Raw genomic sequence first — 13,907 nt, 5'->3', positions numbered from 1 at the left:
ACCGCCTGTAGCCTCCGCAGAATCGCTTCGGAGGGTTTAGGTGAACCTAACTCCAAGCGACCAATCAGCTTCGCGATTCCGTCGGTCGGATCTGACGAGTACCATGAAATCACTCACGAACTACCTCGATCTCTCACGGCAATTCGCGGCGATTCGCGAACGGGTCCACGAGACGGATCGCTCGAGCGCCGCTCTGGCGATTTCGAGTGCGATCGTCGCCCTGCTCGTCATCTCACCGATGCTGTGGCTGGTCCTGCGTGCGACGGAAGTCGAACCGTCGCGTGCGTACAGCCTCATCGTCTCCGGTCGCACGGCGTGGGTTACGGTCAACAGTATCGTCCTGATGGCTCTCGTCACCCTGTTCTCGATCGTTCTCGGCGTTCCGCTCGCCGTCCTGACGACGCGGACCGATCTCCCCTACCCGCGGTTCTGGACCGTCGTCGCCGCGCTCCCGCTCGTGATCCCGAGTTACATCGGCGCGATCGCGTTCGTCGGGATGTTCGGCTCGGGCGGCGAAGTCGACACGCTCTTCGGAACGACGCTTCCCACCATCGACGGCCTCTCCGGTGCGATATTCATCATCACCCTCTACACGTACCCGTACGTATTCCTCACGGCTCGAGCGGCGTTACTCTCGATGGATAGTTCGATCGTCGACGCCGCGCGCACGTTGAACGCCGGCCCGTTGGAAGCGTTCCGACGGGTCACGTTTCCACAGATCAGACCCGGGATCGCCGCCGGGGCGTTGCTCGCCGGGCTCTACGCGATCTCGGACTTCGGAACGCCGGCGTTCATGGGCGCGAACGTCTTCACGAGCCGGATCTACTGGGAAACCACCGGCTTCGGCCGCGAGTACGCCGCGTTGCTCGCGCTACAGTTGGTCGCGATCGTCGCCATCGTCCTCGTCATCGAGGCCGGGATCGGACGCGACGAAGACGCCACGGGTGGCGGCGGGGAAGGCAGTACGATTCGACTCGGCAACTGGAAGTGGCCCGCGATGGGAGTCGTCTCGCTGCTCGGCGTACTCACGCTCGTCGTTCCCGTCGCGATCTTTACGCGCTGGCTGCTCTACAGCGAGGGGGACCGGATCCCGGCCTACGAGTTCCAGTGGGAGTTCGCGTTCAACTCGGTCCACCTCGCACTCCTCGCGGCCCTGGTCGCGTGCGCGTTCGCCCTGCCCGTTGCCTACTACTCCGGACGGTCGAACTCCGTCGTCTCGCGAATCCTCGAGCGGGCGACCTACGTCGGCTTCGCCGTTCCGGGCGTCGTCATCGGTCTCGCGCTCGTGTTTATGGGCAACAGACTCCTCCCCTCGCTGTACAGACAGGGGATCTGGCTGCTCGTCTTCGCCTACGTCGTTCGGTTCCTCCCGCAGGTGGTCGGCACCGTTCGGTCCTCCGTGCTGCAGGTCGACGACAAGACGATCGAGGCCGCACGGACGCTCAACGCCGGCCCGCTCGAGGCGTTCCGGCGCGTGACGTTGCCGCTGATCATGCCGGGCGTGATCGCCGGCGGCGTCCTCGTGTTTCTGACGACGATGAAGGAGCTCCCGGTCACGCTGATGCTCAGGCCCATCGGCATGGAAACGCTCGTCAGCATCATCTGGAACGCCCAGGACGCCATCGCCTACCGGTACGCGGCGATCCCGTCGCTCCTGCTCATCTTCATCTCCGGGCTCTCGATGCTGATCCTGCTCAGACAGGAAGGGAACGACGTCGGCTGAGGAGGAACCGATCCTCTCGCGCTCGGGTATCTCGCGACATCCGCACAATTAAGTCGGTGCCCAAAGTTGTTCACGTCAATATGGACTATTCGCTTGCAATCGACGGGACGCCGGAGACGGTACCGGGTGGGACGGGCGTACTGCTCCTCCACCCGAGCACGGGCGAAACGGACCGCATCGACACCGACTTTCTGAAAACTGATACCGACAACTTCCTCGTCATCTCCACTCGAACCACCGCCCGCGAGGTCAGACAGAAACTCGAGTACTACGACGTCGACGAGGAGCGCGCCGAAATTCTCGACACGCTGAGCATCGAACGCGGCTACTCCCGACGCTCCTCCGACAACGTCCACTACGTCGCCGCCCCCGACGACGTCGACGGCATCGTCGAACACATCGACGGCTTCCTCGAGGCCCACGACGGCAAACTCCGGCTCAGTTTCGACTCCGTCACCGAACTCGCCTACTACGCCGGCGACGACGCCGCACTCGAGGCCGTCGAACGCATCCTGGAACTACTCGAGAAACACGACGCCATCGGCCTCTTCCACGTCTCGGAGGAACCCCACGACCCCTCTCTCGTCGACGACTTCCGAGAGCTGTTCGACGGCACCATCGATCTGGACGAGGACGGCAGCATCGAGAGCGAGTTCTAACTCCCGACCCCGATTTTCGTTGCGAATCGATCACGAAAAGTGACGTCTCGAGTACTGAACTCGGCGAACCACGTGGCGCGTTCCGAATCGCGCCGAGCACAACGAGGCGTGATTCGAAATCACGCGAGCGATGAGCGGGTGAGCGGGGCGCGGCGCTTTGCGCCGCGGAAAGGCGAACGGTCGACGACCGTGAGCCAGCGAACGAGTGAATCGGCTGGGGAGGACGTGGAAATCATCGCTGCCTTTCGAGTAGTTACACGCTGTTGCCCATCAGTATCGTGTAGGTGCTACCCAAGACCGGCGATTTGAAACGAAAAGTGCGTTATTCAGCGAGCGAGTCGAACGTCTTCTCGGCCCACTTGACCGCGTACCCTGGACCGTGATCCCGGTACGCGCCGGTGTCGAGCGCTGCGAATGGGGCCGGCAGCTCGAGGCCGTGCTTGATCGCCGCACACGCGAGTTCCGTCGCGTCGGCGAAATCCGTCTCGCCGCGGGCGACGGCACGCGACAGCCCGGAGACGCGGTCCTCGAGTCGGTCGCCGGCGTCCTGCCACGCGTCGAAGAGGTCGGGGTGGTCGTCGGTCCAGTCCGCAAACTCCTCGCGGGTCTGGAGCCCGATCCAGCCGTCGTACAGCGCGGCGGCCACCTGGTAGGTGTCGTTCGAATCGAGATCGGTCGCCGCGTCGAGCGCGAGATACTCGTCCTCGAAGAACCCGAGGAAGTGTTCGGGAACACCACAGTTCAGTTCGACGAACGCTTCGGCGATCAGAAAATCGACGAACGGCTCCGGAGAGCCCTCGACGCGAGCCTTCACGAGGACGAGCGGTGGCTCGGTCTGGCGCGTCCAGACGACGCTGCCGTCGCCGGGCATCCCGATGGTGAGATCCGATCCCGCGTAGCGCGCGAGCAGCGTCGGGGCGTCCGCAGGGAGCCAGTTGGACGGATAGCTCGCGGGCTCGAGTGCGTCGACGATCAACCCGAGGTCTTCCGCCCGTGCGGGATCCAGCGTCTCGAAATCGCGCGCACAGTCGAGTACCTGTACGTCAGGCGCGTACTCGTCGCGAACTGCCTCGACCGGACTCGAGAGATCGCGAGCCTCGAACATTACGCGAGGACGGTCTGGAAGATGACCAGCAGCGACAGCAGTGCTGCGACGGCGATCGTGGTGAGAACGACCTTGGTGGGAGTGCTCATACGCGAACACAGTCAGCCGTCTCGCTTAAATCCATCTTTCTCGCCCAATACGGCGAGCGATTCGCCGGCGAGTCTCGCCCCTCGAGTGGAACACGAATCGTTGTCCGTCACGATCTCGGACCGTGACGGAGACGCGTTCGAACCGGGAGCAACGGCAGAAGACCAGTAGTTCGTCTGGAGCAAAGGTCTTGTGTTATTATCCATTAGAGTCTCGAACAGTAGGGTTTGCAGTCGAAGTAATGGGGGTCGGGCGATGGCTCGGAGGCGACACGATCGGCGAACCCTCGCCAAACCGTACAGAGTCGGGACCGCCAGCAAACGTCGTCCGACTATCAGGGATCATCGCCTGAGCGCTACGAGTCGTCCTCCAATCGCTACGAGTCGTCCTCCAATCGCTACGAGTCGTCGTCCGAGCGCCAAGAGTCCGGCACGTCGATGACGTACCGACCGTCTTCTTGCAGCGAGATGATGTACTCCTCACGGTTGTAGAGCTCCATCAGGTTGAGTTCGTACTGTCCAGGGCTGACGATTTTGATGCTCTCGAACTGTTCGTTGAGCTCCGCGCGGAGTTCCTCGATCGACGGTTGGTCTCCCGACGGTTCGCTAACGACGCGGCCGTGATCCGGCGGCTGCTCACCGGTACCGTCTGCGGGGTCGGGTGATCCCGACGGTCCAGCGGCCCCCGTTTCGGGTGCAGTGGTCCGATCGACGTCGCTGGGGAGGTCGTCCGTCGACACGACCTCGCTTCGGGCGTCGGCCTGTGCCGTGTTCTCGCTCTCCGCGAGCGTCGGCCCGTCCGTCAGCGTCCCATCGTCCTCGAGCGATCCGCCGTCGTCGATCGAATCAGCGGGGGGAGATACAGAGCCGGCCCCAGCGTTGTCCCCTTGGATTCCACTGGAAGCGTCGCCCGGGGGTGTCGAACGGTCTTCGGGCCGACGGGCGGTCTCCGGCCACTCGGCGAACTCGCCCGGTTCGGAACGCTCGTCAGGTTCGATCGACCCGTCGCTGCCGGGCCACGATCGATCCGTCTGTTGGGCTTCGGTTTGTTGGGATCGGTTCGCATCCGCCCGTTGGGATCGGTTTGCGTCCGCCGATCCGGACCGAGTTCCGGCCGTCGATGTGGAGCGATCGTCGACCGTCGACGACCCGGAGCGATTCGACGCTGTCGGTTGCGACTCCGGTTCAGTACTCGAGTCGTCCGATTCCGACGACATCCACCCACGAACGGTTTCTGCGGCGCGTCCGACGGTTCCGGAGGTGTCGGGGTCCGCGGCTGTGTCGGGTGACTCTACAGTTCCCGCGCCCGAATCGGCTACCTTCCTCGCAGTCGACCCGGACGACCCGCTCGTCGCCCGTCCGGACGGGGCGAACTGGAACTTGTTCCCGCCGCAGTCGGGACAGCCCGACAGCATCTCCTTGGAGCCGTCGGGAAACGTGCGGCCGCAGTTCGTACATTCGTGTGGCATTATTCGTGTGACATCAGTCTCGAGAGACGAGCGCGCTGATGAGCGTTTCGTCCTTGTGAAGCGTCTCGATCTGGTTCGCTGGTCCGATGACCGTCAGTTTAGCCGTCGATTCGTCCCCACCCATGATCCGGCCGAGGAGCGAGGAGTCACGCGTCGTGGATTTCGGATAGGTCTCGATCTCGATCCCGTTGAACTCGTCGGGGCTGATCTCGGACATCGTTACCTCGATCAGTTTGCTCTCTTCGTCGGGCGTCAACCCCTCCTCCAAGATGACGATGTTGCCGTCGTGGACGCCGTCCAAGATCATCCGGATCTTCTCCATCGTCGCCATGTTCTCCATGCGCTCGCCGCTGATCAGGTCGATCTGGACACCGTTGGGAGCGTCCGGGTCGTCCGCGTTAGTTGCTTTTGGCATCCTCGTTCACCCGAAGTACTCCGCGATGTTTTCGTACACTTCGTCCATGTTCTCGCCCTCCTTGGCCGACAGCGGGACGGTCTTGTGCTGTGGGAACGCGTCCTCGATCCGCTTGACGCTCGAGTCGTCGAGGTCGATCTTGTTCGCGAAGATAAGAACCGGGAGATCTCGAGATTCGATGATGCCGATCAGCATCGTGTTGACCTGCGTGATCGGATCCTCGGCGCTGTCGAGTACGTAGATGACGCCGTCGACGTCCTCGCGCAGCCAGTGCATCGCTTCCGCGACGCCTTCGGTGGCCTCGCGCGAGCGACGGATGGCGTCGTCCTCTTCCATCTCGTCGGTGAACTCCTCGTAGTCGACTTTCGTCGTGACACCGGGGGTGTCGACGATGTCGATGGTCACCGACTTGCCGTTGCGCTCGATTTCGACGCCTTCCTTCCGGCGCGCGCGCCGTGTTTCGTGTGGAATGTGACTCTCCGCGCCGATGGCGTCACCGGTCCAGTCACGAGCGATACGATTGGCAAGCGTTGTCTTTCCTGCGTTCGGCGGACCGTAGATGCCGATTCGTTTGGGTTCCTGTTCCGAAAACAGGCGGTCCGTAACCCGAGAGATACTATCTTTGAGTTCTGTGAACAGTCCCATCAGTGGGGCCCTCCAGCACCGCGGGGTGCAGTTGCGCGTACTACAAACTGAATTCACTTAAGCCTACGTCAGACGTGTAGACAATTCAACGCGAGAAGGAGTCCGTTCCGCTCGGTGAGGGGTTCGATCGGACATCGTACGGCGTTCCGCGTCGGCACCGTTCGGTTAGTTGCTCGTCGGAGTTGTCGAGTGCCGTAATTGCTCGTCGGAGTCGTCAAGCTGGGCAACACTACGCACGACGTATTACGGACATACGCGGGTACGCGCGAACTTCACAACGTGTACTGATTCATCGGTTAGAACGAGTACCATCGACTCGGGACAACTACTGCTACGCGGTGTGTCCGTTCGATGATGAGTGTTGGTCCGGCTACGACAGCGATGCGACGACGGCGAACCAGCTGTGTGTGAGTTTCACGGGATCGAAGAAAGCACGACATCAGAGTGATTTTGAGAGTACATGAACCAGTAGGGAGGGTTCGATGAATTCGGTAGGTATGTGTGTGGAATGGTAGCAGTAGACAACCAGAGCGAAACACCCCCACCCCTTCGTTTCAACTGGAGAGTGTCGAGAGAGGTGGTGGGAGAGTAGGGGAAATCGATCACGATCCCATCGAAAGAACGTAAGATCGGCTCGAGACCGGAGCGAGAAGGATTCAGCGGAGGGAATTCGGTAAAAGGGAGTGATCTAGTAACTCGAGACGGTGAGAGAGACAATTCTAGTAGGGACTAGTAACCATATCCACTTTCTCTAGTAAAAAATGCGTTTTGCTAGTGCTACGGACCGTGTTCCTCACCCACTATCTTAAAGATTCCCGTCCTAGAGACACCCCCTCCCCCCACCCCCTCTGTTGACTCGTTCCACCCGAAACGAAGGGGTGGGGGGCTCCCCCTCCACAGAATATTGTTAACATGGGTCTCGCGACATCTCCTAACACACTATTCTTTCACGTCGTTCGACCACTCGAAGACTGATCTCCCTTCTCCACCTCAGACATACTGATGCACTCGAGCCACATCGCACTCGCTCTGCCATCCTATTCGCACGCTTCGAAATTCGCCCTCGCGTTCTCCGACACTTGTTTGCTCGCCACCGAATCGATCGACCATTTCCTTCCGTACGACGACCACGGTTCTCCGTTCTCGAGGGTCTGCCTGGTTGGTCGCCGCGGTACATCACCGCTATCGCTTCCGATTACCTCGAGTTTCGTTTCCCGTCCGGCTTTCGGTCGATACCAACCGAACATCGGGGACTCTCAAAATATGACATTTTCGATACTTCTTTGCTCGGTTCCCGCCCACTGGTGACTGCTCGAAGGGTGTCTGAATTTTGACTACTGGTCCGTCGACCTGAAACGTACGTTCTATCTCACTCCAGCGGCTCGATGACGCGCTCGTTACATGAAATCGTTTTTCTCAGAGGCTAACGGGCTCGTTCCTCCGAAGATTCGAAAACGGCCGTGGATGGAAGGGAAGAATTTAATAGCATGGTTTTCCTCTGTTTCGTTTGCATCAACTGGACCCAGGTTGGGTGCTTGGAATAGGAGGTTGCCCCAGTCGGGCTATCTACCGCGCAATATTCCTGATTTAGGGTCCGGTCTTCCACTCGAAGCAAGGGGGTATGTACACGACGGATGTCAGACGACAATTCAGAACCGAGAGGCGGAGAGGAGGTCGATAGCGACGAGAGTCCCGGGTTCTCGAACCTCGAGCGATCCGATCTCGACGACGAAGCGTCGAGTCAGGGCCTGTTCGACGATCTGCTCAGCGGCGAACCGATTTTCGAGAACAAGGAAGTGCTTCGGCCGTCCTACACGCCGCACGAACTCCCCCACCGAAGCGATCAGATCAACAAGATGGCGACGATTCTTGTCGCTGCGCTCCGCGGCGAGACGCCGTCGAACATCCTCATCTACGGTAAGACCGGAACGGGAAAGACGGCCAGCGCGAAGTTCGTCAGCAAGGAACTCGAGAGCACCTCCCAGAAGTACAGCGTCCCGTGTGACGTCGAGTACATCAACTGCGAGGTCACGGACACGCAGTACCGCGTGCTCGCACAGCTCGCGAACAAGTTCATCGAGAAGAACGAGGCCCGAATCGACGACCGGGTCGCCGAACTCGAGGAGCTGCTCGAGGCTCTCGACGAGTACATGACCGACGCCGCCGTCGAGCCGGAGTTCGACACCGATGCCGAGCCGGAGTTCGACGACGAGACGGTCGTTTCAGACGATCTCGCAGAATCTGACCGGTTCGCCGATACGGAGTCCCCCGATCGAGCGACTGCGGTCCCTGACGACGATGTGGACGGGAACGATCAGTTGCCGGCGGCCCATCCGCTCGAGTCGACCCCCTTCGACTCCAGGGGCGAGGTCGAGACGAAAATCGAGAACCTCGAGGCGGACAAGGAGTCCTTCGAGGAAGTCCCCATGACGGGGTGGCCCACCGACCGGGTCTACAGCGTGTTTTTCGACGCGGTCGATTACGACGAACGGGTCGTCGTCATCATGTTAGACGAGATCGACAAACTCGTCGAGAAGAGCGGCGACGATACGCTGTACAACCTCTCGCGGATGAACTCCGAACTCGAGAACTCCCGTGTCTCCATCATCGGAATCTCGAACGACCTGAAGTTCACCGACTTCCTCGATCCGCGCGTCAAGTCCTCGCTGGGCGAGGAGGAGATCGTCTTCCCGCCGTACGACGCGAATCAGTTGCGCGATATCCTGGAACACCGGTCGGAGGTCGCGTTCAAGCCCGGCGCGCTGTCGGACGACGTGATCCCGCTCTGTGCGGCCTTCGCGGCACAGGAACACGGTGACGCGCGCCGCGCGTTAGATCTCCTTCGGACCGCGGGCGAACTGGCGGAGCGCTCCCAGACGGAGACGATCGTCGAGGAACACGTCAGACAGGCACAGGACAAGATCGAACTCGACCGCGTGGTCGAGGTCGTTCGCACGCTCCCTACGCAGTCGAAACTCGTCCTCTTCGCGATCATCCTGCTCGAGAAAAACGGCGTCCACAGCATCAACACGGGCGAGGTGTTCAACATCTACAAACGTCTCTGCGAGGAGATCGACGCCGACGTACTCACTCAACGCCGGGTGACGGACCTGATCAGCGAACTCGACATGCTCGGCATCGTCAACGCCGTCGTCGTCTCGAAGGGCCGCTACGGCCGGACCAAGGAGATCAGTCTCTCGGTACCGATCGACGAGACGGAGGCCGTCCTCCTCTCTGACTCCCGACTGAGCGATATCGACGACGTCCAGCCGTTCGTCCAGGCACGGTTCGAGAACTAGCTCGTTCCGTAGCCGTACTCCTCCGGATTCATTCTGCTCGAGATCTTCGACCCTCCGAGTATCGTTCGACTGGAACCCTACACTCTTCCGTTCCCGTTCCGCTGGAAACCCGTCCCCCCCGGACTCCCTCTCCTCGGGAGTCACCGACGAACCGATATACGTGCGCTCACTTCGATTCGACATGAAACGACGGGCCGTTCTCGGTGCGACGGCGAGTCTCGTCTCGCTCGCCGGCTGTGTATTCGTCGACGGCGAGGTCGAGTACGAGCGCGGCGAGATCGAGGTCGTAGTCGATGGCAACCCCATCGATCTCGAGGCCGACCGTTATCAGGCCGAACACGCCGAGAATCACTCGATCGATTTTCACCTCCACGAGCGAGACGAGTACTGGTACATGGAGGGCGAGGAGCCGGTGACGTTCGCCGAGGGTATCGATCTTCTTCCCCATTTCGAGTGTACGCGTGCGAACGGATCCTACGTCGTGACGATCGACGGAACGATTTACGACGGTACCGACGAGGACACCAAACTGACGTTTCTGGTCGACGACGAATCTGTGGATCCGAGCGAGTACGTGGTCCAGGACGGCGACAAGCTCCGACTCGAGATCGACACCGACGGCTGATCGTCGCTCGATTCGCGCGTTCACCGATCCGTGTTCGATGATCTGTACTGGACAGGTGGCCCTCGTTTTCGGCTCAGCGCCGCCCCTCTGGTTCGCTTCCACTCGAACGGATGGTCCGTAGTGGAGATTCGTCTCGAAGCCGTCGCACTCGCGTAGAAACAAACGTAGAAAACGGGCGAATCGGGGGCGCAGTCGAGTCGGATCCGCAGGCTCAGTCGCGGTATCGGTTAACCGCGACGGCAATTCCGCCAGTCGCTCCGGCAGCGCCGGTGGTTCCGACGAGACCGACCTGTGCGGCGCTCGAGTCGAGTCCGGTCAGCCCCGCTGGATCGGTCTCGATTACGGGCGAGGGAGCGAGCATCCCGCCGAGAATCGAGTCGAACGTCAGTCTGATGTGGCCGAGCCACGGAATTCCGAACCTCGCCTTGCCGGTGACCCAGTCGGGGTCGACGACCTCGCTTTGTGGCTCGTTGAAGCTGCCGTACTGTTGGTCGTAGCCGTTGTTGGCGTCGCCTTTCGTGATAAACCCGTCGTGGTTCGCTGGACAGGTCTGGAGATCGTCGCAGGTCGTCTCGCCGATGATCTCCTCGTCGGCTTTCGTATCGACCCAGTTTTCGTCCTCCTCGACCCAGAAGTGTGCCCGGTGGATTATCGGCGTCTGTCGCTCGTCGCCGTTGGGTTGGAAGATGATGACGTCGCCCGGTTGACCGAAGCGCTCGTGGCCGTTTTCGACGCCGTTCTCGAGGGGAACGATTCCGGTGTCACCGGCCGGATCGTCGCCGACGTACCGATCCTCGTCGATGACGAAGATGAGATCGCCTCGCTCCATATCGGGTTCCATGCTGCCGCTCTCGACGGCGACCAGCGGCGGCCAGACCCCGCTGAGCGCGAACAGAAGGAGTCCGATCACGGCGACGATAGCGACGCTGCTCAGGATATCGCGGACGAAGACGACGTTCCCGTCGTTGGATTTCAGGAACCAGTGAACGACGCCGTCGTCCTCGATCGTCACCCGGTCGTCGGTAGCGGCCGCGTCGGCCGTCCCGGCGGAGGTGCCGGTCGACTCTCGATTCGCGGTGGCCGGATCTCGCTTCCCGCTGGCCGAATCTCGCTTCGCGTCGGCAACTGGGTCTCGACCCGTGTTTGCGTCCGGACTCTGGCCTGCGTCACCGTCCGGATCTCGACCCGTGTTTGCGTCCGAATCCCGGCGTCCCTCACCGTCAGGATCACCCCGCTTACCGGTGTGGTCACCACGCTCGTCGGGATCGTCGGGCGGGTCACCGGGGTTAGAACCGCTCATCGTCACCCGTTTTGCTGGGGCCTGCAATCAACCTTCTGCTCCGACACCCCGGATCGAATGCGGCGAACACTGCGGTAGTCATTTCGCACGATGACCGGACCGGCGCGATGGAAGACGGACACACCTGAATCACTCGTTCGCGTTGCTATTTTAGTTACGGGAATAACTCTACTGGTGGGAACAGTGGACGGTCGGGTCGCCGTCTCGTCCGCCGTTCGGCGAAACGGAACGGTCTCGAGAACACTCCCATGACGATATCCTTTTCTCCCCGCTCGCGAATGCGAATCGTGTGCCACTCGAGGCCTCCGCTCGGATCGTCAGCGAACTCACCAGTCGTGGGTACAACGCCGAACGCGAGGCCGTCACGAAACTCGCGTCGGCCGACGACCCGCAGGCGACCCTCGAGCGCGTCGTCGAGGAGCTGCCGGCGGACGCGCTGGTCGTTCGGACCGACCACGTCGAAGCCGTCCTCTCGACGACCGACGCGGACGCGAAACCGACAGCGGGCGGGCAGCAACCACCCGTCACAGCTGACAACGGAGACCCCTCCGTTTCGACTGGAGATCGAACGGCCGATCCGTCAGACGTGGATGGGGCAGCTCCAGTCGAAACAGAGGGGTCGGGGACCGCGAACCGGTCCGTCGATCCCGAGCTGCGTTCGCTCGAGATCGCGGGAGATATGACCGGTGACAGCACCGGAACGGGCGAGTACGAGGATTTCGTCGCCGTCTTTCGGGATCGACTCGAGAAGCTGGGATCGAAACTGCGGGGCCGGGTCAACCACCGTCCCGCGACGGCCATCCAGAAGATGCCGGGCGGCGGCGAGGTCGGAATGGTCGGGCTGGTCAACGACATCCGCTCGACGGCGAGCGGCCACTGGCTGATCGAACTCGAGGACGCGACGGGAACGTTCCCGTGGCTGGTGATGAAAGACCGGGAGTACGCCGATTTGGTGGAAGAACTGCTCTGCGACGAGGTGCTGGCGATGGAGGGAACCCTCGCCGACGACTCCGGGATCGCGTTCGTCGACTCGATGTACTTCCCGGACGTTCCCCGGACACACAAGCCGTCGACGGCCGATCGCCACGTGCAGGCGGCGCTGATTAGCGACGTTCACGTCGGAAGCCAGGAGTTCATGCACGACGCCTGGAACGCCTTCGCCGACTGGCTACACACCCCTGAGGCCCAACACGTCGAGTACCTGCTCATCGCGGGCGACATGGTGGAAGGCGTCGGCGTCTACCCGAACCAGGACGAGGAGCTCGACGTCGTCGACATCTACGAGCAGTACGAGGTGTTCAACGAGTACCTCAAACAGGTGCCCGGCGACATCGAGATCGTGATGATTCCGGGCAACCACGACGCGGTGCGCCTCGCCGAACCCCAGCCCGGATTCGACGAGAACCTCCGGGAGATCATGTCGGCCCACGACTCGCGGATCGTCAGCAATCCGTCGACGGTGACGCTCGAGGGCGTCTCCGTCTTGATGTACCACGGCGTTTCGTTGGACGAAGTGATCGCGGAACTGCCCGAGGAGAAGGCGAGCTACGACGACCCGCACAAGGCGATGTTCCACCTCCTGAAGAAGCGCCACGTCGCGCCCCAGTTCGGGGGTCACACGCGACTCGCACCCGAGGAGGAGGACTTCCTCGTAATGGAGGAGGTGCCCGACATCTTCCACACCGGTCACGTCCACAAACTCGGCTTCGGGAAGTACCACAACGTGCTCGCGATCAACTCCGGCTGCTGGCAGTCCCAGACCGACTTCCAGAAGAGCGTCAACATCGACCCCGACGCCGGTTTTGCGCCCATCGTCGATCTCGATACGCTCGACGTGACGGTTCAGAAGTTCAGCTAATCTCGCTCTCGAGAGTATTCGAGCCGATCGTCGCACGCTGGTCGTCTTTTATTGCCGCTCTCCGCTAACTGTCACCCAATGCTCTCGACGCTCGGCGCGTTGCTCGTTGCCGGCGGACTGGCGGCGGTGCACGTCGGTGCCGGACGGCTCGAGTTCCTCCGCGGGATACCTCGAAGCGGATGGCTCTCGCTGTGTGGCGGCATTTCCGTCGCGTACGTCTTCGTCCACCTGCTTCCGGAGGTCACGGAACACCAGTCTCGAGTCGTCGAGGCGTTCGAGCCGACGAACGTCATCCTCGCGGCGACGCACGAGCGGTCGCTGTTCGTCGCGGCACTCGTCGGCTTCACGCTCTTCTACGGTCTCGAGCAGATCGTTCGCCGTTCGCAGGCTCGGCCGGGCCGACGAGCGAGCGCCGGCGAACGGACGATTCGAGCGGTATCCGGCGTGTTCTGGATCCACATCGGCTCCTTTGCGCTGTACAACGGTTTCTTCGGCTATCTCTTGCTTCACCGAGAGGAAACCGGGGTCTCGAGTCTGCTGCTCTACGCGGTGGCGATGGGCGTCCACTTCGTCGTCAACGACTACGGACTGCGCGAGCATCACCGGGCCGCCTACGATCGGGTCGGTCGCTGGCTGCTCGCCGGTTCGATCCTCGGCGGTGCGGCGGTCGGCGCGCTCGTCGGCGTACCGGAACTCGTGTTGAGTCTCCTGCTCGCGTTTCTG

Annotated in this window: 11 protein-coding genes; 6 read left to right on the top strand and 5 right to left on the bottom strand. The window is 61.7% G+C overall.

From position 1 onward, the window contains the following. The first annotated feature begins 103 nt into the window (after positions 1-103). Positions 104-1,723, top strand: a complete 1,620-nt coding sequence (locus tag BLT08_RS20605; RefSeq protein WP_090311827.1) for an ABC transporter permease — start codon at positions 104-106, stop codon at positions 1,721-1,723. 80 nt (positions 1,724-1,803) lie between these two features. Further along, entirely contained in the window at positions 1,804-2,382 is a 579-nt protein-coding gene (locus tag BLT08_RS20600; RefSeq protein ID WP_090311824.1) for a DUF7090 family protein, read from the top strand. A 322-nt stretch (positions 2,383-2,704) separates the two neighbouring features. Here the strand turns inward: BLT08_RS20600 and BLT08_RS20595 are convergent, their stop codons facing one another. The 4 genes from BLT08_RS20595 to BLT08_RS20580 all read right to left on the bottom strand — a co-directional run bounded on the left by BLT08_RS20595 (position 2,705) and on the right by BLT08_RS20580 (position 6,102). Further along, positions 2,705-3,487 (bottom strand): DUF7089 family protein, encoded by a 783-nt coding sequence (locus tag BLT08_RS20595; protein WP_090311822.1) that lies wholly within the window; start codon positions 3,485-3,487, stop codon positions 2,705-2,707. 484 nt (positions 3,488-3,971) lie between these two features. Then, positions 3,972-5,042: an OapC/ArvC family zinc-ribbon domain-containing protein gene (locus BLT08_RS20590; RefSeq protein WP_090311820.1), complete on the bottom strand. Its 1,071-nt coding sequence runs from the start codon at positions 5,040-5,042 to the stop codon at positions 3,972-3,974. Positions 5,043-5,055: 13 nt separating this feature from the next. Continuing rightward, positions 5,056-5,457, bottom strand: a complete 402-nt coding sequence (locus tag BLT08_RS20585) for a DUF2073 domain-containing protein (RefSeq protein ID WP_006092809.1) — start codon at positions 5,455-5,457, stop codon at positions 5,056-5,058. Between the two features lie 6 nt (positions 5,458-5,463). Continuing rightward, entirely contained in the window at positions 5,464-6,102 is a 639-nt protein-coding gene (locus BLT08_RS20580) for an Era-like GTP-binding protein (RefSeq protein ID WP_006092808.1), read from the bottom strand. Positions 6,103-7,736: 1,634 nt separating this feature from the next. Here BLT08_RS20580 and BLT08_RS20575 point away from each other — a divergent pair. Together BLT08_RS20575 and BLT08_RS20570 are read left to right on the top strand one after the other, a co-directional pair. Continuing rightward, positions 7,737-9,401 (top strand): Cdc6/Cdc18 family protein, encoded by a 1,665-nt coding sequence (locus tag BLT08_RS20575; protein ID WP_090311818.1) that lies wholly within the window; start codon positions 7,737-7,739, stop codon positions 9,399-9,401. 181 nt (positions 9,402-9,582) lie between these two features. After that, the gene (locus tag BLT08_RS20570) at positions 9,583-10,026 is read left to right on the top strand and encodes a hypothetical protein (protein WP_090311813.1); all 444 of its coding nucleotides are present in this window, start codon (positions 9,583-9,585) and stop codon (positions 10,024-10,026) included. A gap of 211 nt (positions 10,027-10,237) precedes the next feature. Here the strand turns inward: BLT08_RS20570 and BLT08_RS20565 are convergent, their stop codons facing one another. After that, positions 10,238-11,326 carry a S24/S26 family peptidase gene (locus BLT08_RS20565; RefSeq protein WP_090312166.1) on the bottom strand — a complete coding sequence of 363 codons (1,089 nt, stop codon included), beginning with the start codon at positions 11,324-11,326 and terminating at the stop codon, positions 10,238-10,240. A 289-nt stretch (positions 11,327-11,615) separates the two neighbouring features. Here BLT08_RS20565 and BLT08_RS20560 point away from each other — a divergent pair, with 289 nt between their 5' ends. Together BLT08_RS20560 and BLT08_RS20555 are read left to right on the top strand one after the other, a co-directional pair. After that, the gene (locus BLT08_RS20560) at positions 11,616-13,184 is read left to right on the top strand and encodes a DNA-directed DNA polymerase II small subunit (protein ID WP_090311811.1); all 1,569 of its coding nucleotides are present in this window, start codon (positions 11,616-11,618) and stop codon (positions 13,182-13,184) included. 78 nt (positions 13,185-13,262) lie between these two features. Next, positions 13,263-13,907 (top strand): hypothetical protein (locus BLT08_RS20555; protein WP_090311809.1); only part of this gene is annotated, 645 nt, incomplete at its 3' end.

Source organism: Natronorubrum texcoconense, assembly GCF_900100335.1.
In the GTDB taxonomy this organism is placed as follows: domain Archaea; phylum Halobacteriota; class Halobacteria; order Halobacteriales; family Natrialbaceae; genus Natronorubrum; species Natronorubrum texcoconense.
This window is presented reverse-complemented; position numbering and strand designations above follow the sequence as displayed.